The organism is Roseateles amylovorans, assembly GCF_025398155.2.
In the GTDB taxonomy this organism is placed as follows: domain Bacteria; phylum Pseudomonadota; class Gammaproteobacteria; order Burkholderiales; family Burkholderiaceae_C; genus Roseateles; species Roseateles amylovorans.
Genome location: NZ_CP104562.2, coordinates 1,421,414 through 1,443,906 on the forward strand (window position 1 = coordinate 1,421,414; position 22,493 = coordinate 1,443,906).

The 22,493-nt window shown below is 65.2% G+C and carries 21 protein-coding genes; 7 read left to right on the forward strand and 14 right to left on the reverse strand.

The annotated features are described in order from the left end of the window. Positions 1–24 precede the first annotated feature (24 nt). The 5 genes from N4261_RS26025 (at position 25) to kdsA (ending at position 5,448) form a co-directional block, all read left to right on the forward strand. Positions 25–600: an acyltransferase gene (locus tag N4261_RS26025; protein WP_290428851.1), complete on the forward strand. Its 576-nt coding sequence runs from the start codon at positions 25–27 to the stop codon at positions 598–600. After that, positions 597–1,679: an acyltransferase family protein gene (locus tag N4261_RS06135; protein ID WP_261759322.1), complete on the forward strand. Its 1,083-nt coding sequence runs from the start codon at positions 597–599 to the stop codon at positions 1,677–1,679. The genes N4261_RS26025 and N4261_RS06135 overlap by 4 nt, the downstream gene beginning before the upstream one ends. Positions 1,680–1,948: 269 nt before the next feature. Next, positions 1,949–2,956 carry an NAD-dependent epimerase gene (locus N4261_RS06140; protein ID WP_261759323.1) on the forward strand — a complete coding sequence of 336 codons (1,008 nt, stop codon included), beginning with the start codon at positions 1,949–1,951 and terminating at the stop codon, positions 2,954–2,956. Positions 2,957–3,095: 139 nt separating this feature from the next. Further along, a complete protein-coding gene (locus tag N4261_RS06145; RefSeq protein WP_261759324.1) occupies positions 3,096–4,436 on the forward strand; it encodes a UDP-glucose dehydrogenase family protein in 1,341 nt (446 codons plus the stop codon). A gap of 172 nt (positions 4,437–4,608) precedes the next feature. Further along, positions 4,609–5,448 (forward strand): 3-deoxy-8-phosphooctulonate synthase, encoded by an 840-nt coding sequence (gene kdsA / locus N4261_RS06150; RefSeq protein ID WP_261759325.1) that lies wholly within the window; start codon positions 4,609–4,611, stop codon positions 5,446–5,448. Positions 5,449–5,537: 89 nt separating this feature from the next. On the opposite strand, the gene wecB is transcribed toward kdsA, so the two are convergent. The 10 genes from wecB to N4261_RS06200 all read right to left on the reverse strand — a co-directional run bounded on the left by wecB (position 5,538) and on the right by N4261_RS06200 (position 17,091). Next, entirely contained in the window at positions 5,538–6,677 is a 1,140-nt protein-coding gene (gene wecB / locus N4261_RS06155; RefSeq protein WP_261759326.1) for a non-hydrolyzing UDP-N-acetylglucosamine 2-epimerase, read from the reverse strand. A 37-nt stretch (positions 6,678–6,714) separates the two neighbouring features. Further along, entirely contained in the window at positions 6,715–7,266 is a 552-nt protein-coding gene (gene rfbC, locus N4261_RS06160) for a dTDP-4-dehydrorhamnose 3,5-epimerase (protein WP_261759327.1), read from the reverse strand. Next, positions 7,266–8,174: a glucose-1-phosphate thymidylyltransferase RfbA gene (gene rfbA / locus N4261_RS06165; RefSeq protein ID WP_261759328.1), complete on the reverse strand. Its 909-nt coding sequence runs from the start codon at positions 8,172–8,174 to the stop codon at positions 7,266–7,268. Before rfbA ends, rfbC begins: the two co-directional genes overlap by 1 nt. A gap of 13 nt (positions 8,175–8,187) precedes the next feature. Beyond that, positions 8,188–9,069, reverse strand: coding sequence for a dTDP-4-dehydrorhamnose reductase (gene rfbD / locus N4261_RS06170; protein WP_261759329.1), 882 nt, complete (start codon positions 9,067–9,069; stop codon positions 8,188–8,190). 218 nt (positions 9,070–9,287) lie between these two features. Continuing rightward, positions 9,288–10,343 (reverse strand): dTDP-glucose 4,6-dehydratase, encoded by a 1,056-nt coding sequence (rfbB, locus tag N4261_RS06175; RefSeq protein WP_261759330.1) that lies wholly within the window; start codon positions 10,341–10,343, stop codon positions 9,288–9,290. A gap of 88 nt (positions 10,344–10,431) precedes the next feature. Beyond that, on the reverse strand, positions 10,432–11,712 hold the full coding sequence (locus tag N4261_RS06180) for a nucleotide sugar dehydrogenase (protein WP_261759331.1): 1,281 nt from the start codon (positions 11,710–11,712) through the stop codon (positions 10,432–10,434). A gap of 82 nt (positions 11,713–11,794) precedes the next feature. Beyond that, on the reverse strand, positions 11,795–13,204 hold the full coding sequence (locus N4261_RS06185) for a mannose-1-phosphate guanylyltransferase/mannose-6-phosphate isomerase (RefSeq protein ID WP_261760624.1): 1,410 nt from the start codon (positions 13,202–13,204) through the stop codon (positions 11,795–11,797). 69 nt (positions 13,205–13,273) lie between these two features. Then, entirely contained in the window at positions 13,274–14,293 is a 1,020-nt protein-coding gene (galE, locus tag N4261_RS06190) for a UDP-glucose 4-epimerase GalE (protein WP_261759332.1), read from the reverse strand. Positions 14,294–14,337: 44 nt separating this feature from the next. Next, positions 14,338–15,612 carry a porin family protein gene (locus tag N4261_RS06195; RefSeq protein ID WP_261759333.1) on the reverse strand — a complete coding sequence of 425 codons (1,275 nt, stop codon included), beginning with the start codon at positions 15,610–15,612 and terminating at the stop codon, positions 14,338–14,340. Between the two features lie 84 nt (positions 15,613–15,696). Continuing rightward, positions 15,697–17,091, reverse strand: coding sequence for an undecaprenyl-phosphate glucose phosphotransferase (locus N4261_RS06200; RefSeq protein WP_261759334.1), 1,395 nt, complete (start codon positions 17,089–17,091; stop codon positions 15,697–15,699). Positions 17,092–17,320: 229 nt separating this feature from the next. Between N4261_RS06200 and N4261_RS06205 the strand changes: the two genes are divergently transcribed. Next, positions 17,321–17,854, forward strand: coding sequence for a hypothetical protein (locus tag N4261_RS06205; protein WP_261759335.1), 534 nt, complete (start codon positions 17,321–17,323; stop codon positions 17,852–17,854). 4 nt (positions 17,855–17,858) lie between these two features. Then, complete coding sequence (gene ubiB, locus N4261_RS06210) at positions 17,859–19,418, forward strand: ubiquinone biosynthesis regulatory protein kinase UbiB (protein WP_261759336.1); 1,560 nt, start codon at positions 17,859–17,861, stop codon at positions 19,416–19,418. Between the two features lie 193 nt (positions 19,419–19,611). On the opposite strand, the gene N4261_RS06215 is transcribed toward ubiB, so the two are convergent. The 4 genes from N4261_RS06215 to N4261_RS06230 form a co-directional block, all read right to left on the reverse strand. Continuing rightward, the gene (locus N4261_RS06215; RefSeq protein WP_261759337.1) at positions 19,612–20,211 is read right to left on the reverse strand and encodes a sigma-70 family RNA polymerase sigma factor; all 600 of its coding nucleotides are present in this window, start codon (positions 20,209–20,211) and stop codon (positions 19,612–19,614) included. A gap of 106 nt (positions 20,212–20,317) precedes the next feature. Beyond that, complete coding sequence (gene sctS, locus N4261_RS06220) at positions 20,318–20,587, reverse strand: type III secretion system export apparatus subunit SctS (RefSeq protein ID WP_261759338.1); 270 nt, start codon at positions 20,585–20,587, stop codon at positions 20,318–20,320. A gap of 18 nt (positions 20,588–20,605) precedes the next feature. Further along, entirely contained in the window at positions 20,606–21,283 is a 678-nt protein-coding gene (sctR, locus tag N4261_RS06225; RefSeq protein WP_435532012.1) for a type III secretion system export apparatus subunit SctR, read from the reverse strand. Next, positions 21,268–22,458, reverse strand: coding sequence for a FliM/FliN family flagellar motor switch protein (locus N4261_RS06230; RefSeq protein WP_261759339.1), 1,191 nt, complete (start codon positions 22,456–22,458; stop codon positions 21,268–21,270). The genes sctR and N4261_RS06230 overlap by 16 nt, the downstream gene beginning before the upstream one ends. Positions 22,459–22,493 lie beyond the last annotated feature (35 nt).

Consider the following 22,493-nt stretch of genomic DNA (forward strand, 5'->3'; position numbering starts at 1 on the left):
TCTCGCCGTTTCGGATAGTGATGATTGGAGATTGACGAGATGGGTTTGATTTCGCGGATCGTAAGAAAGTTGTTGGGACAATCGACAGCACCGATCGCATTCAAGGCCAAGGGGGAGGGGTGTGGCATCGCTCCGGGAAACGATTTTGTCTTTCCGGAACGGATCTCCCTTGGCAGCCATGTGCATATCGAAGGCAATGGTTATTTCAACGGTCAAGGCGGCCTGACCATCCACGATCACGTGATCTTCGCGCCCGGTGTTGCCGTGATGACCTCGATGCATCGCTACAGGGGCGCGTCCATGGTGCCCTACGACGAGGTCGACCTGCTTCGTCCGGTGACGATCGAGCGGTTTGTCTGGGTCGGCATGCGGGCGATGATCTTGCCCGGCGTGACCTTGCGCGAAGGAACCATTGTCGGCGCGGGCGCGGTGGTGACCAAATCCCATCCCGCCGGCGCGATCCTCGGGGGCAACCCGGCGACGCAGATCGGTTCGCGGGACATGGAAGCGTTCCGAGAGTTGGTCGCGCAAGGGCGGCACTATCTTGTGCTCAAGCAGAAGCAGGGCCTTCGCAAGCGTGAGGTGCTGGATCCACGATGAACATGCCGGTGACACAGTCGCTCCGACCGCCGCTCGCGTCACCCCCGCCGGTGGCTTCTCACCGCGCGGACTGGATCGATGTCGCCAAAGGCATGGGGATTTTCCTCGTCGTTTACGGGCATGTGGCGCGCGGGTTGGTGAACGGCGGGGTCCCCATGGACCTGTGGTGGTTCGCTCACGCGGATGCGCTGATCTACAGCTTCCACATGCCGCTGTTCTTCTTGCTGTCCGGCTGGTTTTTCGTCGGATCCCTGACGCGGCGCGGTCCGAAGGATTACTTGGTGGGCCGCGTGGCCACGGTGCTCTATCCGTACGTGCTGTGGTCGTTGTTGCAGGGCGGGGTGGAGCTGTTGCTGTCCGGCTGGACCAGCAAGCCGCTCGCGGTGGGGGAGGTTCTGGCACTCGGCTGGGCGCCGCGGGCTCAGTTCTGGTTCCTGTATGCGCTGTTTCTCATGAGCCTGCTGGCGCTGCTGCTGTGTTTCAAACAGCCACGCCGCGGGGTGCTGGCACTCATCCTCCTGGGTGGCGTCGCCTTCGCCTTGCAGCGACGTGACTGGCCGATGCCGCTGGCGTTGGTGTCCAGTCACCTGCTGTTCTTTGCGTTGGGCGCCTGGCTCGGTGCAAGGCGGATGAGCGCGTCGGCAGCCTCGCGCTTGCTGCTGGCCGGCGCCTTGGTGAGCGGGGTTGCTGTGCTGTGGATGCAATCGCAGAGCGTCGACTGGCCAAAGGCCTTCCGTCTGGCCGCAGCTGTGTTTGGCACCTGCCTCGTCATGCTGCTGGCGATCGCTCTGGATGCGCGCCGCCGTGGGGCGGTACTGGCCTCATTTGGGCGCGGGTCGATGGCCATCTTTCTCCTGCACATCCTCGTGGCCAGCGGTGTTCGTATCGTATTGCTCAAAGTGATGGGAATCCGGGATCCCGCCGTCCATCTGGTGGCCGGGGTGACAGCCGGGATGGTCGTGCCTTGGTGCGTGTGGCGCTGGGCGCATGGCCGCGCGGCCATGGCGCTCTTCGAAATGCCGCCGACGTGGCGGCAGCGGTTGCTGGGGCATCGGGACATTCGCACGGCGACCGCCTGATCAGTCAGACAGCCAAGCCTGATCCGTCTGAAGCGGGCGCTTCGCTGCGGTTGCCGGGACTGGCCATGGCGGCCGCCGTTCACGGTCCTTCCGTCCCGGTCCCGGGTGGCGCAGTTGGTGGTTCCGCACCCCATTCGTGAGCTGAATGCTTTCACAGTCGCACGAAACCTGCTTGCCAACCCCTGACTGAGCGGGGACTCGCTGAGGGCGGGTGCGTCCGCCTGGGCGAGAATCGGAGGTGATTCGCAACGCTCAACGCGGGAGCAGGCTTGAAAGTACTCGTCACCGGCGCCGCCGGCTTCATCGGCATGCATGTCAGCCAGATTCTCCTGGCGCGGGGTGACCAGGTCATCGGCCTGGACAACCTCAATGACTACTACGACCCGCAGCTCAAGCAGAACCGCCTGGCTCGGCTGACCTCGCACCCTGCCTTCCAATTCGTGAAGCTGGATGTGGCTGATCGCGAAGGGATGTCAGCGCTTTTCGCCCAGCACCGGTTCGACCGGGTGGTCCACCTGGCCGCTCAAGCGGGTGTGCGCTATTCGCTGGAGAATCCGCACGCATACATCGAATCGAACATCGTCGGCTTCACCAACATCCTGGAAGGCTGCCGCCATCACCGCGTACAGCATCTGGTGTATGCCTCCAGCTCGAGTGTCTACGGTGGCAACACGCTGATGCCGTTCAGCGAGCATCACGGCGTGGACCATCCGGTCAGCCTGTATGCCGCGACCAAGAAGGCCAATGAGCTGATGGCGCACACCTACAGCCATCTGTTCGACCTGCCGACGACCGGTCTGCGCTTTTTCACCGTCTACGGGCCTTGGGGACGGCCGGACATGGCCCTGTTCCTGTTCACCAAGGCCATCCTGGCGGGAGAGCCCATCAAGGTGTTCAACCATGGCCGGATGATTCGCGACTTCACCTATATCGACGACATCGCCGAGGGCGTGGTGCGTGTGCTTGACCGTGTGGCTACCGCCGATCCGGCGTATGACCCGATCGCCGCGGACCCCGCACGCTCCAGCGCGCCTTACCGCGTCTTCAACATCGGCAACCACGACCCGATTCCGTTGATGGACTTCATCGGCGCGATCGAGAAGGCCGTCGGGCAGGAAGCGAAGAAGGACTTCATGCCGTTGCAAGATGGTGATGTGCCCGCCACGCACGCGGACGTCGAGGAGCTGGCGGCCTGGACCGGCTTTCGGCCGGCGATGCCGGTGCCGGAAGGCATCCAACGTTTCGTTGCCTGGTATCGCGAGTACTACAAGGTCTAGACATGTCCCGGCCCGATGATCCCGCGCTTGGGCGTGGGCGCAACTGCTGCGGGCGCGAACGAAGTCTGGATACGAATTTCGATCCGCCGTTGGGGCGGGCCAAGTCTTTTGAAGTGGGCGTTAAATTGGGAGTCAGCGCATGAAAGTCACGACGATCGGTACCGGCTATGTAGGGTTGGTCACCGGCGCCTGCCTGGCGGAAATGGGTAACCATGTGGTGTGCCTGGATGTGAACGCCGAGAAGATCAAGATGCTGAACGATGGCGGCATCCCGATCCATGAACCGGGCCTTGACGCCGTGGTCTCGCGCAACGTCGCTGCCGGACGCCTGCAATTCACCACCGACGTGGATGCGGCGATCAGCCACGGGACCATTCTGTTCATCGCCGTTGGCACGCCGCCGGGCGAAGATGGATCGGCCGACTTGCAATACGTGCTCAGCGCGGCACGTTCCATCGGTCAGCGCATGACCGACTACAAGGTGGTGGTCGACAAGAGCACCGTGCCGGTGGGCACCGCCGACAGGGTGCGCGCTGCCATCGATGCCGAACTTGCGCAACGCGGCACGCCGATCGGCTTCTCGGTGGTGTCGAATCCCGAGTTCCTCAAAGAGGGCGCGGCGATCGAGGACTTCATGAAGCCGGACCGAATCATCGTCGGTTCAGACGATGATCAGGCTACGCTGATGATGCGCGCGCTCTATGCGCCGTTCACCCGCAGTCACGATCGCTTGATGGTGATGGATGTGCGCAGCGCTGAGTTCACCAAGTACGCGGCCAACGCGATGCTGGCGACCCGCATCAGTTTCATGAATGAACTGGCACTGTTGGCAGAACAGGTGGGCGCAGACATCGAATTGGTGCGTCGCGGGATTGGTTCAGACCCGCGTATCGGCTACCAGTTCCTTTATGCCGGTGCCGGTTACGGCGGTTCATGCTTCCCGAAGGATGTGAAAGCGCTGGTACGAACCGGCCGTGAGCACGATCAGCCCTTGCATGTGCTGAACGCTGTGGAAGAAGCGAACGAGCGTCAGAAGCGGGTGCTGGTGGACAAGGTGGTGGCTCGTTTTGGCGAGGACCTGAGCGGGAAACGCTTCGCGCTATGGGGTCTGGCTTTCAAACCCAATACCGACGACATGCGCGAAGCACCGTCGCTGGTAGTGATTCATGAGTTAAGCAAACGCGGGGCCGCCGTGGCGGCCTATGACCCGGTCGCGATGAGCGAAGCGGCGAAGCTGCTCAGCCATGTGCCGGGGGTGAGCTTCTGCGAGCGCGCGGATCACGCCTTGGCCAATTCTGACGCCCTGATTGTCATCACCGAATGGAAGGAATTCCGCACGCCGGATTTCGACCGGATCAAGTCGGAGCTCAATCAGGCGGTGGTCTTCGATGGCCGGAATCTGTATGAGCCGGCGACGATGAAGCTGCTGGGCATCGAGCATCATGCAATTGGGCGCGGAACGACGGCCCCGACGGCGTGATGCGCCTTGATCTGTCGATGCTGCGTCGGCAGACGTTCCACCCGGACCCATTTGCCGGACGCTGGGCTCGTCGGCGTTAAGCTTTCGCCTCAGATCACTCGACGTGCCTCGTCGGCCGTGGGTGGTCGGCCATCAGAAAACAGAAGTCAGAAAACAGAAGACAGGATCCGACATGGTCAAGATCAATCAGATCGAAGTGGACAACGAGAAGCCGTTCGTGCTGTTCGGCGGCGTGAACGTGCTGGAGTCCGAGCAGTTCGCGGTGGATGTGTGCGGTGAATATGTGCGGGTGACCCAGGAGCTGGGCATCCCTTACGTCTTCAAGGCGTCCTTCGACAAGGCCAACCGGTCGTCCATCAAGAGCTATCGCGGACCAGGCCTGGAAGCCGGTCTGAAGATCTTCGAAGCGGTGAAGAAGGCCCACGGCGTGGCGGTGCTGACCGATGTGCATGAGCCTTACCAGGCCGCTGAGGTGGCCGCGGTGTGCGATGTGCTGCAACTGCCGGCCTTCCTGGCCCGTCAGACGGATCTGGTGATTGCGCTGGCCAAGACCGGTCGGGTGATCAACATCAAGAAGCCGCAGTTTGTCAGCCCGCCGCAAATGAAGAACATCGTCGAGAAGTTCGAAGAAGGCGGCAATCCGAACCTGATGCTGTGCGACCGTGGCGCGCAGTTCGGTTACGACAACCTGGTCGTGGACATGCTGGGTTTCGGTGTGATGAAGCAGGTCAGCGGCGGCAAGCCGGTGATCTTTGACGTGACCCATGCGTTGCAGCAGCGAGAGTCGGGCGCGGCCGCATCCGGAGGTCGTCGCGGTCAGGTGACCGAGCTGGCCCGTGCGGGGATGGCGGTGGGTCTGGCGGGACTGTTCCTGGAGTCGCATCCGGAGCCTGAGAAGGCGCGTTGCGACGGCCCGAGTGCCCTGCGCCTGTCCCAGCTCAAGCCTTTCCTGGAGCAGGTCAAGGCCATCGATGATCTGGTGAAGGCCATGCCGGCGCTGGATACCAACTGACGCTGGAGACGGACTGAATCGTGGGGCCACGGGCGCTGGCGTCAACAGCCCCGCCGCGATCTCTCATCATTGCCCGCTGGCACCAGGGGTCAATTGAGTGTGACGAGGTCTCGGGCCAGCAAGCTCACGATGCGCTCTGCGGCGTGACCATCCCAGAGTGGCGGGCGTGAAATGCGGGAGAGACGGGCGGGCTGAGCGTGCCGCAGCGCTTCTTCCACCAGTCCAGACGGATTACGTCCAATGAGTCGATTGGTGCCCTGGGTGAGGGTAATCGGCCGCTCCGTCGTCTCCCTCAACGTCAGGCACGGAATCCCAAGCGCCGTCGTCTCCTCCTGCAGTCCGCCGCTGTCGGTCAGCACCAGTGCCGCCTCGCTCCACAGCGCCAGGAAAGCCTGATACGGCAACGGCGGCAGCAGGTGCAGTGACGGCGGCAGGGCGAGCAGCGTGGACATCGAGATCGCATCCATCCGCGCCCGTGTGCGGGGATGCACCGGGAACAGCAGCGGCAACTGCAGTGACAGCGTCGCCAGCGCACGGATCAACGCGTCCAGTTGCGTCGGGTCGTCGACATTCGACGGGCGGTGGAGCGTGACCACACCGTAGCGGCCCGCCTGCGCCAGCGCGATCTGACGTTCGGCCTGACCCGGCCAGTCCGCCTGCACCGCACCGGCCAGTTGGCGGTGCTGGTGGAGCAGGTTGTCCACCATCACATGGCCGACCTCATGGATGCGGCTGTCCGGATGCCCCTCGCGCCGCAGGTGCGCGGTAGCGCTGGGCTCGGTGGTGAACAGCCAGTCGCTGATGGCGTCGGTGGCGCGTCGGTTGATTTCCTCGGGCATGGCCATGTCGCCACTGCGCAGGCCGGCCTCCACATGCGCCACACGCACGCCCAGCTTGCGGGCCGTCAGCGCGCAGGCCAGGGTGGAATCGACATCGCCCACCACCACGCAGGCCGCGGGCCGGTCGGCCAGCAGATGGGGTTCGTAGGCCTGCATGATGCGGGCGGTCAACTGCGCATGGCTGCCGCCATGGCAACCCAACGAGACGTCCGGCGGCGGCAGGCCGAGTTCATCGAAGAACACGCCGCTCATCGCGCTGTCGTGATGCTGACCGGTATGGATCAGCCGCCAGCGCAGGCGACCGTCCGCCTGCAAGGCCCGCACCAGCGGCGCGAGCTTCATGAAGTTCGGCCGCGCGCCGGCGATCAGATGCAGCAGAGGCGCGGACATGGCAGGGCGTGGTGGGCGTGAAGGATGGGGCGGCCCGTCAGTCGAAGCACTTGGCAGCCGCGAGCAGCGGCGCCTGCGCATCCTTGTCCGCCAGCTTCGGCGCGACGCCGGTGTCCGGCCACACGATGCCGATGGCGGGATCATTCCATCGCACCGAACCTTCGGCCTGGGGCGCGTAGAGATCGGTGGTCTTGTAGAGGAAGTCGGCCGTCTCGCTCAGCACCAGGAAGCCATGTGCAAAGCCGGGCGGGATCCAGAGCTGGCGGTGGTTCTCGCCGCTCAGTTCCACGCCGGCCCACTTGCCGAAGTTGGCGCTGCTGCGGCGCATGTCCACCGCGACATCGAAGACGGCGCCCGCCGTGCAGCGCACCAGCTTGCCTTGCGCATGCGGCGGCAGCTGGAAATGCAGGCCGCGCAACACGCCACGGCTGGAGCGCGAATGGTTGTCCTGCACAAAGCGCACCTCCGCGCCGACGGCGGCATTGAACTTGGGCTCGGTCCAGCTCTCCATGAAGAAGCCGCGGGCATCGCCGAAGACCTTCGGCTCAATGATCAGGACCTCGGGCAGGGCGGTCGGAATGACATTCATCAGAAGATCTTCTCGTTGAGCAGTTGCTTCAGGTATTGGCCGTAGCCGTTCTTCAGCATGGGCTGCGCCAGGCGTTCGAGCTGCTCGGCATCGATCCAGCCGTTGCGGTAGGCGATCTCTTCCGGACAGGCGACCTTCAGTCCCTGGCGCTTTTCCAGCGTCGCGATGAACTGTCCGGCTTCCATCAGGCTGTCATGGGTGCCGGTGTCCAACCAGGCATACCCGCGACCCATGATCTCGACCTGCAGCTGCTGCTGGGCCAGATAGCGGGCATTGACGTCGGTGATCTCAAGCTCGCCGCGCGGGCTGGGCTTGATGTCGGCAGCGATGTCGCAGACCTGCCGGTCATAGAAATACAGGCCGGTGACCGCGTAGTTGCTCTTGGGCGTCTGGGGCTTTTCCTCGATGCTGACGGCGCGCTGCTGGGCATCGAACTCCACCACGCCGTAGCGCTCCGGATCGTGGACGTGATAGGCGAAGACGGTCGCGCAGTCGGTGCGCTCATCGGCGCGGTCCAGCAAGCGCTTGAAGTCGTGGCCGTAATAGATGTTGTCGCCCAGCACCAGCGCCGACGGCGCGCCGCCGATGAAGTCACGGCCCAGGATGAAGGCCTGCGCCAGGCCGTCCGGACTCGGCTGGACGCAGTAGCGGAGGTTGATGCCCCAGCGCGAGCCGTCGCCCAGCAGGGCTTCGAAACGCGGCAGGTCTTGCGGGGTGCTGATCAGCAGGATGTCGCGCATGCCGGCCAGCATCAGGGTGCTGAGCGGGTAGTAGACCATCGGCTTGTCGTAGACCGGCAGCAGCTGCTTGCTGATCGCCAGCGTGGCCGGATGCAGCCGGGTGCCGGAGCCACCAGCCAGGATGATGCCTTTGCGCGCGCTGGACGCTGCGGGAGAGCGTGGGGTCATGGCGGTGGTCTCCTCAGAGGATCTCGTCGAGCAGGCGGTCCACGCCGGTCTGCCACGGGGGCAGGACCAGGCCGAAGCGCTGCTGGAGCAGGGTGTTGTCGAGCCGCGAGTTGAGCGGTCGCGGTGCCGGGGTGGGGTAGTCGCTGCTGGCCAGGGCCTGGACCTGGTCGGCGCTGACCTTGAGCGTCAGGCCCTTGGCCTGAGCGCGGGCAATCACATGCTGGGCATACCGGTGCCAGCTGGTCTCGCCGCTGGCCACCGCGTGGTACACGCCGCACAGGGAGCGGTCCTGGTGCGCCGCGCGCAGCAGGTGGGCGGTGAGGTCGGCCAGCAGGTCGGCGCCGGTGGGTGCACCGATCTGGTCGGCCACCACCTTGAGCTGATCGCGCTCTGCGGCCAGCCGCAGCATGGTCTTGGCGAAGTTGCCGCCGCGTGCCGCGTAGACCCAGCTGGTGCGCAGGATCAGCGCATCGCAGCCGCTTTCGCGGATGCGCTGTTCGCCGTCCAGCTTGGTACGGCCGTAGACGCTCAGCGGCGCAGTGGGCGCAGATTCCGGGCGCGGTTGGTCGCCGCTGCCATCGAACACATAGTCGGTGCTGTAGTGGATCAGCAGCGCACCGAGCGTCCGTGCTTCCTGGGCCAACAGGCCGGGTGCCACCGCATTGATCTGATGCGCCAGCTCGGTCTCGGTCTGGGCCTTGTCGACGGCGGTGTAGGCCGCGGCATTGACGATCACGTCCGGTGCGACGCGTCGCACCGTGTCGCGCAGGGGTTCGCTGTCGGCCAAGTCACCGCCTTCGGTGCGGTCGATGGCGATCAGCTCGCCCAGCGGCGCCAGCGCGCGTTGCAGTTCCCAGCCCAGTTGGCCGTTCTTGCCGAGTAGAAGAATCTTCACGATGGCTCAATCCCATTCATGCGACCTGGCGGCACGCCCGCCGAACGGCGGTGACCGCAGGCGCCATTCACGCACGCCGTCGGGCGCCGCGTCGATTCGCGCCAGACGCGTGGCGCTGATCGACGCAGACCTTGCCCCCGCAGGTGTCGACTTCCGTTGCGCCCTTGGCGACTGCAGGGAACCCGGACCCGGACATTGTCGACGCCCGGCGGGGCGTGTCAGTCATATTGCTTGGCGACCCAGTCCCGGTACGCGCCGGACTGCACCTGGCTGACCCAGTCGGCATTCGCCAGGTACCACTGCACCGTCTTGCGGATGCCGGTGTCGAAGGTCTCCGCCGGGCGCCAGCCCAGTTCGCGCTCGATCTTGCGGGCATCGATCGCATAGCGACGATCGTGACCAGGGCGATCGGTGACATAGGTGATCAGCCGGCTGTAGGGGCCGGCCGGATCGGGGCGGAGCTCATCCAGCAGCGCGCAGACCGTCTTCACGATGTCGATGTTGGCCTTCTCGTTCCAGCCGCCGATGTTGTAGGTCTCGCCCAGCCGACCGCCCGCCAACACCGCGCGGATGCCGGCGCAGTGGTCGGTGACATAGAGCCAGTCGCGGATCTGCTGGCCGTCGCCATACACCGGCAGCGGCTTGCCTGCCAAGGCGTTGACGATCATCAGCGGGATCAGCTTCTCGGGGAAGTGATAGGGCCCGTAGTTGTTGCTGCAGTTGGTGGTGACGACCGGCAGACCGTAGGTGTGGTGCCAGGCGCGGACCAGGTGATCGCTCGCGGCCTTGGAGGCCGAATACGGGCTGTTGGGCTCGTAGGGATTCGATTCGGCGAAGGGCGGGTCGCTGGGCTTGAGCGAGCCGTAGACCTCGTCGGTCGAGACATGGTGGAAGCGGAAGGCCGCCTTGGCCTCGGCCGGCAGCGCGCTCCAGTAACCGCGGGCGGCCTCCAGCAGGGTGAAGGTGCCTTCGATGTTGGTGCGCATGAAGGCGCCGGGGCCATGGATCGAGCGATCCACATGGCTCTCCGCGGCGAAATGCACCAGGGCGCGGGGCTGGTGGGTGGCGAGCAACTGGTCAATCAGCGCCCGGTCGCAGATGTCGCCCTTGACGAAGACATGGCGGGGGTCGTGCTGCAGCGACGCCAGGTTCTCGAGGTTGCCCGCGTAGGTGAGGGCGTCCAGGTTGACGACCGGCTCGTCCGAAGTCTTGAGCCAGTCCAGTACGAAGTTGCTGCCGATGAATCCGGCGCCGCCGGTGACGAGGATCGTCATGAATGCTTCCCTTGGATCACCCCGCCGGTCTGTGCGGGCGGGGGCGATGTCTGCGCGAGGCCGGACGGCGGTGTCCGGCCGGCCCTCTTTACAACCGCCAGACCTTCAGGCCGGCGGCCCGCAGATTGTCGCTGTTGAAAGCGGCCTTGACGTCGATAAAAGCACCGCCTTTGACCAGCTTGGCGGCCAGTTCGTCCGCGCTCAGGGCCTTGTACTCGCGGTGGGCGACGGCGGCGACGATGGCGTCGGCCTGCGGAAGTTCATCGAAACGGCAGAGCTGAACGCCGTATTCGTGCATCGCCTCGTCGGCGGCCGCGGCCGGATCGGTCACATGCACCGCCACGCCGTAGCTCTGCAGCTCATGGATGATGTCGATGACCTTAGAATTGCGCAGGTCGCCGCAGTCTTCCTTGAAGGTCAGACCCAGCACATTGACCTTGGCGCCGCGGATCACGCTGCCAGCGGCGATCATCTGCTTGATGGTCTGCTCGGCGATGAACTTGCCCATGCCGTCGTTGATGCGACGCCCCGCCAGGATGACTTGCGGGTGGTAGCCCAGCATGTCGGCCTTGTGGGTCAGGTAGTAGGGGTCCACGCCGATGCAGTGGCCGCCCACCAGGCCCGGCTTGAACTTGAGGAAGTTCCACTTGGTGCCGGCGGCTTCCAGGACCTCGGAGGTGTCCAGCCCCAGGCGTTCGAAGATGATCGCCAGCTCGTTCATCAGGGCGATGTTGAGGTCGCGCTGGGTGTTCTCGATGACCTTGGCGGCCTCGGCGGTCTTGATGCTGGAGGCGCGGTGCACGCCCGGCACGATGATCTTCTCGTAGGTCTTGGCCACGATCTCCAGCGTCTCGGGCGTGTCGCCGGAGACGATCTTGAGGATCTTGGTGAGCGTGTGCTCCTTGTCGCCCGGGTTGATGCGCTCCGGGCTGTAGCCGACAAAGAAGTCCTGCTTCCAGCGCAGGCCGGATTCACGCTCCAGCACCGGAATGCAGACCTCTTCGGTCGCGCCGGGATAGACCGTGGATTCGAACACCACCACCGCGCCGCGCTTGAGGTGCCGGCCCACGCTGGTGGAGGCGCCGACCAAGGGGCGGAAGTCGGGGATGTGGGCGGCATCCACCGGGGTGGGCACCGCGACGATGATCACATCCGCTTCGGCCAGGCAGGCCGGATCGCTGTGATATTCGGCGTGCACGGCGGCACGCACCTCGTCGTCGGTCAGCTCCCGCGAGGGGTCGGTGCCGGCGCGGCACTTGGCCACCTTGTCGGTCGAGATGTCGAAACCGAGGGTGCGGCCCTGTTTCCCGAACTCGACCACCAGCGGCAGCCCCACATAACCCAAACCGACGACGGCAATCACGGACACGACCTTCTCCTCCCAAGCGCGCGCTTGTGCTCTGAAATCCAAGGACGCGTTTGTAGCTGGTTTTTGCCGGTCCGCCGATCCCTCAGTTGCGGCCGTAGGTGTCCTGGAAGCGCACGATGTCGTCTTCTCCCAGATACGAGCCGGACTGGACCTCGATGATTTCCAGCGGCACCTTGCCCGGGTTGGACAGGCGATGCACCTGGCCCAGCGGGATGTAGGTGGACTGGTTTTCGGTGAGCATGATGGTCTTGTCGCCGTTGACGACTTCGGCCGTGCCCTGCACCACGATCCAGTGTTCCGCGCGGTGGTGATGCATCTGCAGGCTCAGCGACGCACCCGGCTTGACCATGATCCGCTTGACCTGGAAACGCTCGCCCATGTCGATGCTGTCATACCAGCCCCAGGGGCGATGGACCTTGCGATGCAGGTTCTGCTCGCCGCGCTGGCTGGCGTTGAGCTGGCTGACGATTTTCTTGACGTCCTGGCTCTTGCTGCGGTCGGCGACCAGCACCGCATCCGGCGTCTCCACCACGATGACGTTGTCCAGGCCGACGGCCGACACCAGCCGGCTGGTGGCATGCACCAGCGTGTTGCGGCTGTCCGCGATGATGGCATCGCCGCGGGTGGCATTGCCGGCGGCGTCCTTGTCCGCCACCTGCCACACGGCCTCCCAGGCGCCCAGGTCGTTCCAGCCGGCATCCAGCGGCACCATGCGCAGCGGGAACTCGCTGCCGGGGCAGCGCTCCATCACCGCATAGTCGATCGACTCGGACGGGACGATGCCGAAGGCGTCCTTGGACGGCCGCACGAACGGGCCGTCGACCGCCTTGGCATCGAAGGCCGCGCGGGTGGCGGCTTCGATGTCCGGGCGGAACTTCTGCAGGGCCTTGATCCAGACACTGGCGCGCAGCACGAACATGCCGCTGTTCCAGAAGTAGCCGCCCTGGTCCAGATAACGCTGGGCGGTGTCAGCGTCAGGCTTTTCGACAAACGCCTCCACGCGCAGGCCGGCACCTTCGGCGCCGCTGCGGATGTAGCCGTAGCCGGTTTCGGGACGGTCCGGCGTGATGCCGAGGATGACGATGGCGCCGTCTTTGGCCTGGCGGACCGCATCCTGCAGCGCCTGGGTGAAGGCGGGACTGTTGGTGACCGTCTGGTCGGCCGGCGTGACCACCAGCACCGGATCCTGGCCCTCCGCCAGGGCCTGCAGCGCCGCCAGCGTGATCGCCGGTGCGGTGTTGCGGCCGGTGGGCTCGAGCAGCACGGCGGTCGGGCTGATCTTCAGCTCGCGCAGCTGATCCAGCACCATGAAGCGGTGTTCTTCGTTGCCGACGATGACGGGTGCAGCGACCTCGATGTCCTCGGCGCTGAGCGCGGCCAGACGGTCGGCGGCCTGCTGGAACAGGCTGGTGTTGCCGCTCAGGACCAGGAACTGCTTCGGATAGCCCGCGCGGGACAGCGGCCACAGGCGTGTGCCACTGCCGCCGGCCATGATCACGGGTTGGGTGTTGATCTTGTTGCTCACCTGACTGCTCCCTCTGGATTCAATGGTTGCGCGGCCTCAGCCTTCGAAACCGTTCGGATTGTTGGACTGCCAACGCCAGCTGTCTTCGCACATGCGTTGCAGGTCGTACTTGGCCGTCCAGCCCAGGCGGTCACGCGCCAGTGCGGGATCGGCATAACAGGCGGCCACATCACCGGGGCGCCGCGGCACGATGTCGTAGGGAATCTCGCGGCCCGAGGCCTTGGCGAAGGCATTCACCAGTTCAAGCACGCTGTAGCCGCGGCCGGTGCCCAGATTGACCCAGATCGACTCGCTGCCACCCAGCAGGAACTTCAGTGCGGCGACGTGGCCGTCGGCGAGGTCGCTCACATGGATGTAGTCGCGCACGCCGGTGCCGTCCGGGGTGTCGTAGTCGTTGCCGAAGATCGACAGCTTCTCCCGCCGGCCCACGGCCACCTGCGTCACGTAGGGCATCAGGTTGTTGGGAATGCCGCGCGGGTCTTCGCCGATGCGGCCGCTTTCATGCGCGCCGACCGGGTTGAAATAGCGCAGGCAGGCGGTCTGCCATTGCGGGTCCGAGGCGCCGAGGTCGCGCAGGATGCCTTCGCCGATCAGCTTGGTGGCGCCGTACGGGTTCACCGCCATCAGGTCGGCGTCCTCGCTCAGCGGCAGCGACTTGGGCTGGCCATAGACGGTGGCGCTGGAGGAGAACACGATGCGCTTGCAATCGTGCCGGCGCATCGTCTCGCAGACGGTCAGCAGGCCGTCGAGGTTGTTGCGGTAGTAGCTCAGCGGCTTGGCCGTCGATTCACCCACCGCCTTGTAGGCCGCGAAGTGCACCACCGCCGCCGGCTGGTACTCGGCAAACACCGCGTCCAGGGCCGCACCGTCGCAGACATCGAGCTTCTCGAACAGCGGCGTCTGGCCGCTCAGTTCGGCCAGACGGTCCAGCACCTTGGGCGAGCTGTTGCTGAAGTTGTCCACGCCGATGACGCGATAGCCGGCGGCCAGCAGCGCCAGCCAGGTGTGGGAAGCGATGTAGCCGGTTGCGCCGGTCAGCAGGATGGTGTGGCTCATGGGGTGACTCGGTGATGGGTCGGTGGGCGGGGCGGGGCGGCTGCTCAACGCAGTGTGCCCTGCACGTAGCAGCCGTAGGTCTTGGCATCGAACTCGTAGGTCGCGATGCTGCTGCTGCGCTGCTGCTGGTTGTAGTTGCAACCCAGCTCGATGCTGCGCGTGGCGAGCCAGCGCAGGCCGACGTTGTAGCCGCGGTTGCGGTCCCGGCTGTTGGAGCTGAGCACCAGCTCGTCGCTGCGCTCGACATTGCTGAAGCTCAGGCCGCCGGTGAGGATCAGCTTGCCGGTCAACTCATAGTTCAGCTGGCTTTGCAGGCTGCGCACCACCTGGTTGAGGTCGGAGTTGAGTCCGGCGATGCCCAGATAGTAGGTCTCCACGCCGGAATCCCGCGCAATGCGGGTGTTCAGCGACCAGCGCCCGCCCGGCATCCAGTTCCAGACCAGCGAACCGGTGGCGCCGGACAGGTTGTTCTGCCCGGTCGCACTGTGGCTGGTGCGGCTGCTGGAGATGCGGGCATCCAGTGTGGAATCGCCCTTGGGTGCCCAGAAGGCGGTCAGGTCGATGTCCTTGCGGGTGTACTTGTCCTCGATGGCCGGTGCGTCGACCGGCTCGAAGAAGTAGGGCGTGCGGCCCTTGGTGTAGCGGCCGGCGATGCCGAACTTCCAGGCGCTGCTGGGTCGGTAATAAATACCGAGCGAGCCGATGTTCTGGCTGTATTCCGAGCGGTTGTATTCGGTGGCGCTGAAGCTGCGGCTGCGGTGCTCGGCCATGGCCTCGGCGCTGAAGGCGGTCACCAGGCCGAGCCGGACGATGGCCTGGGCCTGGCGGTTGTCCTCGATGTTCTTGCCGAAGGTGGGCTGAACGCCGTTGGTGCTGCTGTTGTAGTCCGCCAGCGAACGGCGGTTGTTGATCAGCAGCCGGCCGGACAGCCGCTCGATCGTGGCCCAGTCCAGGCCCCCCTTGATCGAGTAGCCGGTATTGTTCAGTTGGCTGTTACTTTGGTAACTGCTACGTTGCACAGTCGCATCGCCGAACAGGCGCTGGCGGCCGATGGGTTGGTCCAGGCCGGCGAGCAGGCTGTAGCTGGTGATGTTGTCGCTGTTGGCGTCGCTGGCCTGCCGGTACACGTTGCTCGCATGGTTGTAGCCGGCCGACACGCCCAGGTAGTAGGGGCTCGGGCCGGTCGACGACGAACTCTGCGCCATGGCGGCAGGGCCGAAGAGCGAGGTCAGCGCGGTCAGTGCCGTCAGCGCGAGGGCGGCGCCGGCGGCGGGCCGCAGGCGGACGGTCGTGGGGGTGGGGGTCAGCAGGTGACGCATGCGGGGTGTCGTGTTCCTCATGGGGCGCGGCCGACAGCAGGGCCGCGCACAGGGCCGGCGCCGCGAGGCCGCCGGGTGTCCATCTCAATAGGCGTGGCGATCGAACAGCATCAGGCGCACCGTGCGCACGATGATCTGCAGATCCAGGCCGAGCGACCAGTTGCGCAGGTATTCCAGATCGTATTCGACCCGGGCTTTCATCTTGTCGATGGTGTCGGTCTCGCCGCGCAGGCCGTTGACCTGGGCCCAGCCGGTGATGCCCGGCTTGACCTTGTGGCGGACCATGTAGGCCTTGATGATCTGCCGGTATTCCTCGTTGTGCGCGACCGCATGCGGCCGCGGCCCGACGATGCTCATCCGGCCCTGCAGCACATTGATGAACTGCGGCAGCTCGTCCAGCGAGGTGCGCCGGATGAAGGCGCCGAACGGCGTGATGCGCGGGTCACCCTTGGTGGCCTGCTTGACCACGGTGCCGTTGTCCATGGCCCGCATCGAGCGGAACTTGTAGACGATGATCTCGTCGCCGTCCAGGCCGTTGCGCCGCTGCTTGAAGATCACCGGGCCGGGAGAGCTCATCTTCACCCCGATCGCCAGCATCGCCAGGATGGGCGAGATCAGCAGCAGGATGATGCTGGCCAGGATGACGTCACTGATGCGCTTGACCACCTCGTTCACCCCGGTGAAGGGGGTTTCGAGAATGCCGACCACCGGAACGCCGTTCATGTCCTGCAGGCGGCCCTGGATGATGCTGATGCCGAAGACGTCCGGCACGAAGAACAGCGAGGCGGTGGTGCCCTGCACCTGCTCGAGCAGCTGCACGATGCGCGGCTGCGAGCCCAGCGGCAGGGTGATGTAGACCTCGCGCACGCCATGGGTGCGGACATAGTCGCTCAACTGAGGCAGCGTGCCAAGGATGCGGCCGGAGGTGTCGCCGTGCAGTCGGTCGTCCTGGCGGTCGTCGAAGAAGCCCAGGAACTCCACGCCCTTGGTCGGGCCCAGTTCCAGCGCCCGCGCCACCTTGGCGCCCAGCGGACCGCCACCGACGATGATCGCCGTGCGGCGGATCCAGGGCTGCCGGGCGCGCCAGCGCAGCACATGGCGACCGATCTCCACCGACAGGATCTGCGCGATCGGCGTCAGGACGGCCCACCACACCAGCACGTCGCGCTCGAAGTAATGGAAGCTGCTGGTGGCGTAGGCAAACATGCCCAGGATCAGCAGCAGCATCAGCCAGGAACCGATGATGTCGGTCACAGCGCTCACCGGGTGGTCGGTGAATCGGTTGCGCCCCGGGAACGTGAGCGCGAACACCAGCATGCACAGGGTGTAGGTCGACCGCATCACCGGTTCACCGAACCAGTGCAGCACCGCCAGATAACAAAAGACGATCAGCGACGGCTCAAGGAACGCCGCGATGAAGGATCGGACCGATTGCGGTGCACTGTAGAAGGTTCTTTTGTAATTGCGATCCTCAAACATTACCCTGTGGTCCTTGGTTGCTTCCCTCGTTGCCGCGGTGATGCCGCGCCGACTCTGCCAGCCGCACGCGCCATCCACCCGCACCTGCCCGATCGGGCCGCACGGGGAGCGACCTGCCGGGTTTCCCCTATCCCGGTCAGAGCCGGAAATTCTCTCTCAATTCCACGGGGCGACTCGTAACCAAGCCCCCCCGACTTCCATGTCTCGCCGGCTGCCTACAATCCGCCCCATGCTTCAAGAATGGTCTCAACTCCTGGCTCCCGCGGTTCAGGATCGCATCACGCTGTTGCTCAACCATGTCATGTCCCGGGAGCCCGTCGTGATGACACGACTGGCGCCGCAGGTCGGCAAGACGGTTCGGCTTCACCTGGCCGGATGGCCGCGTCTGCTGCCCGCCGCGCCGGACCTTCGCCTGCGCATCACCCCCGCCGGCCTGCTGGAACGGCTGGGCGACGGGGAAAGCCTAGAGCAAGAACCGGACCTGAGGATCGAGCTGGATGCGTCCAATCCCGCCGCGGCGGCCTTCGCCGCCCTCTCGGGCGCGCGGCCGGACGTCCGGGTGCAGGGCGATGCGCAACTGGCCGGCGAGATCAACTGGCTGATCGATCACCTGCGGTGGGACATCGAGGACGACCTGGCCGCGATCACCGGCCCGGCGGTGGCGCATCAGCTCGGCCGTTTCGGCCGCGCGGCCGCCCAGGGCCTGGCGACGCTGGCCCGACAGGCGGGACGTTTCATGCCGGACGGCGCAGGCCGGGCATGACCCCATGAGGTATCTCTCGCGCCTGCTGGTCATTGTCTGGACCCTCTACCGTCACGGGCTGGACGAACTGGCCCTGTCCACCCTGAAGCAGCGCCGATTCCGGTTCCTGCGTCGGTTGATCTCGGTCGGCCGCGCCTGGGACCAACCGCGCGGGGTGCGGCTGCGTCTGGCGCTGGAACGGCTGGGGCCGATCTTCGTCAAGTTCGGCCAGTTGCTGTCCACCCGCCGTGACCTGGTGCCGCCCGACATCGTGGCCGAGCTGTCACGGCTGCAGGACAACGTGCCGCCGTTCCCGGCCGAGCTGTCCCGGGCATTGATCGAGCGGGCTTTCGGGCGACGCATCGAAGACATCTTTGCCACCTTCGAGACAGAGCCGGTGGCCAGCGCTTCGATTGCGCAGGTGCACTTCGGCACCCTGAAGGATGGTCGGGAGGTCGCGGTGAAGGTGCTGCGGCCCGGCATGCTGGACGTCATCGAGGACGACCTCGCGCTGATGAGCACGCTGGCAGGCTGGGTGGAACGCTTCTCCGCCGACGGGCGCCGGCTCAAGCCGCGCGAGGTGGTGGGCGAGTTCAACACCTATCTGCATGATGAGCTGGACCTGGTGCGCGAGGCCGCCAATGCCGCGCAGCTGCGCCGCAACATGCAGGATCTGCAGCTGGTCATGGTGCCGGAGATGATCTGGGAGCTGTGCGCCAGCGAGGTCATCGTGATGGAGCGCATGCGCGGCGTGCCGATCTCCCAGATCGACCGGCTGCGGGCGGCGGGCGTCGACATCAAGAAGCTGGCCCGCGATGGCGTCACCATCTTCTTCACCCAGGTCTTCCGCGATGGGTTCTTCCATGCGGACATGCACCCGGGCAACATCCAGGTGAGTCTGGAGCCGGAGACCTTCGGCCGTTATGTGGCGCTGGACTTCGGGATCATCGGCACCTTGACCGAGGTGGACAAGGACTACCTGGCCCAGAATTTCATCGCCTTCTTCCGCCGCGATTACAAACGCGTGGCCGAGCTGCACATCGAGTCCGGCTGGGTGCCTGCGCAAACCCGGGTGGATGAGTTGGAAGGGGCGGTCCGCACCGTCTGCGAACCGCACTTCGACAAGCCGCTCAAGGATATTTCGCTGGGTCAGGTCCTGATGCGGCTGTTCCAGATCTCCAGGCGATTCAATGTCGAAATCCAGCCGCAGCTGGTTTTGCTGCAAAAAACGCTGCTCAACATTGAAGGTTTGGGTCGTCAGCTGGATCCTGAACTGGACCTCTGGGCCACGGCGAAGCCATTCCTGGAACGCTGGATGGATGAGCAGGTGGGCTGGCGCGCCTTTGTGCACCATCTGAAGAAGGAGGCGCCGCGCTTTGCGCAGATGCTTCCCGAGTTTCCCCGGCTGATGCACGAGGTGCTCAAGCAGCGGGCGGGCACCGGTCAGGGCGAACTGACACGGCAGCTGATCCAGGAACAACGACGCACCAACAATCTGCTCCAGGCCCTGCTCTGGGGCGTGGCCGGTTTCATGGTGGCGTTGGTGGTGTCACAGGTGGCCGCGCGCTGGTGGTGGATCGGTTGACCCCTCCCGCTTGATGCTTTCCGGTTGACGCTTCCCGGTTGATGCTTCCCGCTTGATGCTTCCCGCATCTGACACGCTTCTGGTTGGAACGGGCTGCTTCCGCCGGGCTCACCCGGCCATCCGGGCGAGCGGCGGAATGCGTGACGGTGGATGGACTACGGCGCGGGTGGCAAGTCACCTGCATGGGACGCGGTCATGTCGCGTAGTCGGCAAAGGTCTGCGCCACCTTGGTCCGTAGCAGGGTCCGCACCCGGTTCACACGAGATCGCACCGTGCCGATCGGAATGGCCTGGATCTCCGCCACATCCCGATACGATTCTTCCTGCAGGCAGGCCAGGTCGAAGGTGGTGCGCAGGTCGGGGGACAGGGTCGTCAGCGCTTCCGTCACGATGGTGGCCAGTTGGCGGTAGGCCGCGCGCTGGCTCACGTCCATGCCGGCGTCTTTCGGGCGATAGGTCGAGTCCGCATCCATCATGTGCGGGGACTCGTCGAGGCTCTCCGTTTGGCTGTTGCGACGCGAGCAGCGCGCCACATGGTTGCGCGCCACATTGGCCGCAATGCCGAAGAACCAGGTCTCGACCGTGGAGCGCGCCATGTAGCGATCGCTGCAGCGGGTCGCTTCCAGCAGGGCATCCTGGATGATGTCGTCAAGCTCGCCGGGCGAGCGCTCATAGCGCCGAAGGAAGCGCTTGAGCTTGCTGGAGTCGTGCCTGGACTCGCGGGCGATCTTGACGATGTGCGTCAGGACCTGTTGTTGTCTGCTCTTGGCGTCGTCGATGTCGTTGGTGGTCATGATGAAGACTCTGGATAGGCCCGCCGTCCCTGTTCTTGCTGGATGCACGAATCCGCAGGGAAATGCCGGGGGCGATAGCGCTCCCTGGAAAGAAAAGTGGTGACGTTCAAGGACGTCCGCTGAAGGTGGCCAACGCGGCCAGCGCCTGGTCGCCCAGGGCCAGCAGTTGCAGCGCCATCCAGCGTCCGGTAGCGGCGAGCACGACGCCCACCGCGATCAGCTTGACGGCGAAGGGAATGCTCTGGTCCTGCATCGACAGCACGGTCTGAAGCAGTGACACCAGCACGCCGGCGGTGACGGCGACGATCAGGGGCGGGAGTGACAGCCAGATCACCAGCAGCAGTCCCTTCTGGAAAAAGGCGATGGTTTCAACCATGGACGTTCTCGATCACAGTCATGCGTAGGAGCGAACCAGGCCGTCGAACAGACGCGCCCAGCCGTCGAGCATCACGAAGAGCAACAGCTTGAGCGGCAGCGACACCACCATGGGCGAGACCATCTGCATGCCCAGCGCCAGCAGCACGTTCGACAGCAACAGGTCGATGACAACGAACGGCACGTACAGCACGAAGCCGGCCTTCATCGCGAGTTCGAGTTCGGAGACCACGAAGCAGGGGATCAGCACGACGTAGTCGGTCTCCTGCGGGGTCATGGAGGTGCGCTCCCATTGCCGGCGAGCGAGCTCCAGGAAGGTCTGTCGACGCTCCGGCAGCGTGTTGGCCACCATGAAGTCGCGCAGCGGTTCGGCGGCATGGGCCAGACGAGCCAGGTTGAGCGGACCCGACGCTTGACCGATGGCCGCAGCGCCACTCTCGGGCTGCAGACGCTGGGCCATCTGGTTGAACACGGGCGCCATGACGAACAACGTGGCGGCCAGTGCCATGCCATTGATGGCCATGGCGGGCGGGACCTGCTGAACGCCGAGGGCATTGCGCACGATCATCAGCACGATGTTGATTTTCAGGAAGCTGGTCGTGCAGACCAGCAGAAGCGGCAGCAAGGCCAGTCCGGCCAGCAGCAGGATCAGGGCGACCGGATCGAAGGCGGTGGGATTCATCAGGGATGACCCCATTCGGTGATCTCGACGGCCAGCCGCTGGCCAACCTCGACCAGTTCGCCCGCCCCCAGGGACTGCCCATTGGCCACGATGCGCACGCGCGGCGGCGTCGGCACGTCAAGGGGAAGGATCTGGCCTGGCGCCAGCGCGGCGAGTGCTTCCACCGTCATCGACAGATGACCGACAAGAACATCGATTTCAACTTTGAGAGCATCCACAGAAAGAGGGGGCAGGGCCGAGGCGTGTTGGTGGAATGGATTGGAAGGCCCCACCCTCCTTGGACCCCATCCCTGGAATTGATAGAACCCGTCCTCTGTCTGACGGAGATTGACGAGGGTGGCCCCCAGAAGCAGGCGAATTGAGGAGGAATCAGCTCCCCATTCGGAGGGGAGCGTCAACGCATCGCCGGGCCGGATGCGTGCAAGTCGTTGGGCGGAGAGACTCAGCGATCCCAGCCAGAGCCCCCCTTCGAGCGAGATCGAGCGCACGGGACGGGGGAGCGTGTCGCGCGTCGTGGTGGGGGGATGCCAGCGGGCATCGCTGATCCACCGCTGAAGCGTGTGGGCGTCCGTACGGATCAGGAAGGTATGAGGCTCGCCTGTCCGGTTGAGGAAGGACAGCAGCGCGGAATGCGAGGGTGTGGCCAGCGCCGATGCCATGACCGTGGCGGTCGGTGGCACGAGTGCCAGCGGACCTCCCAGCACCTCCTGGAGCTCGGCGGGCATGTAGCCGCAGGCCCACTGAAGCAATTCGTGCGACAGGCCCTCACCTGCATCGGCAGGGAGGTGCAAGCCGGTCAGCAAAGTGAGGAGGAGGGGATCCTCTATTTCAATCAGTCCGTGGCGGGTTCGCCATTGGATGGCGTGACGCTCCATGCCAGGCCCGCAGGGCCAATGGTCCGTGGGCGCCAGGGTCAGTTCCACCCCGTGCCAGTCGGAATCCTCGTCGTCGATCAGCCATTGCAGGCCTCGTCCCAGTCGTCGGGCCAGCTCCGCGGACACCGGGTGGTAGGCGCGCAATTGAAGCCGCAAAGGCGGCCCGGCGGGGTGGCCATCTGCCCGTAGAGCGGACGAATCGGAAACGGTGGTTTTCGCACTGGGGAGGGGCGAGGCGGTGGCGTGTGGAGGGCGCATGTCGGCCCTCGAAGCGTCGCGGTGCGGCGGTGGGGCGGTGGGCAGGTCGTAGGACATGTGGGGGTGACCGATCGGGGCGACCGCGGTCGGCC

Coding starts and splice junctions, on each gene's coding strand:
- N4261_RS06135 (WP_261759322.1), top strand. CDS start 597: ATGAACATGCCGGTGACACAGTCGCTCCGACCGCCGCTCGCGTCACCC.
- N4261_RS06145 (WP_261759324.1), top strand. CDS start 3,096: ATGAAAGTCACGACGATCGGTACCGGCTATGTAGGGTTGGTCACCGGC.
- kdsA (WP_261759325.1), top strand. CDS start 4,609: ATGGTCAAGATCAATCAGATCGAAGTGGACAACGAGAAGCCGTTCGTG.
- wecB (WP_261759326.1), bottom strand. CDS start 6,677: ATGTCCGCGCCTCTGCTGCATCTGATCGCCGGCGCGCGGCCGAACTTC.
- rfbC (WP_261759327.1), bottom strand. CDS start 7,266: ATGAATGTCATTCCGACCGCCCTGCCCGAGGTCCTGATCATTGAGCCG.
- rfbA (WP_261759328.1), bottom strand. CDS start 8,174: ATGACCCCACGCTCTCCCGCAGCGTCCAGCGCGCGCAAAGGCATCATC.
- rfbB (WP_261759330.1), bottom strand. CDS start 10,343: ATGACGATCCTCGTCACCGGCGGCGCCGGATTCATCGGCAGCAACTTC.
- N4261_RS06185 (WP_261760624.1), bottom strand. CDS start 13,204: ATGGCCGGCGGCAGTGGCACACGCCTGTGGCCGCTGTCCCGCGCGGGC.
- galE (WP_261759332.1), bottom strand. CDS start 14,293: ATGAGCCACACCATCCTGCTGACCGGCGCAACCGGCTACATCGCTTCC.
- N4261_RS06195 (WP_261759333.1), bottom strand. CDS start 15,612: ATGCGTCACCTGCTGACCCCCACCCCCACGACCGTCCGCCTGCGGCCC.
- N4261_RS06200 (WP_261759334.1), bottom strand. CDS start 17,091: ATGTTTGAGGATCGCAATTACAAAAGAACCTTCTACAGTGCACCGCAA.
- N4261_RS06205 (WP_261759335.1), top strand. CDS start 17,321: ATGCTTCAAGAATGGTCTCAACTCCTGGCTCCCGCGGTTCAGGATCGC.
- ubiB (WP_261759336.1), top strand. CDS start 17,859: ATGAGGTATCTCTCGCGCCTGCTGGTCATTGTCTGGACCCTCTACCGT.
- N4261_RS06215 (WP_261759337.1), bottom strand. CDS start 20,211: ATGACCACCAACGACATCGACGACGCCAAGAGCAGACAACAACAGGTC.
- sctS (WP_261759338.1), bottom strand. CDS start 20,587: ATGGTTGAAACCATCGCCTTTTTCCAGAAGGGACTGCTGCTGGTGATC.
- sctR (WP_435532012.1), bottom strand. CDS start 21,283: ATGGGGTCATCCCTGATGAATCCCACCGCCTTCGATCCGGTCGCCCTG.
- N4261_RS06230 (WP_261759339.1), bottom strand. CDS start 22,458: ATGTCCTACGACCTGCCCACCGCCCCACCGCCGCACCGCGACGCTTCG.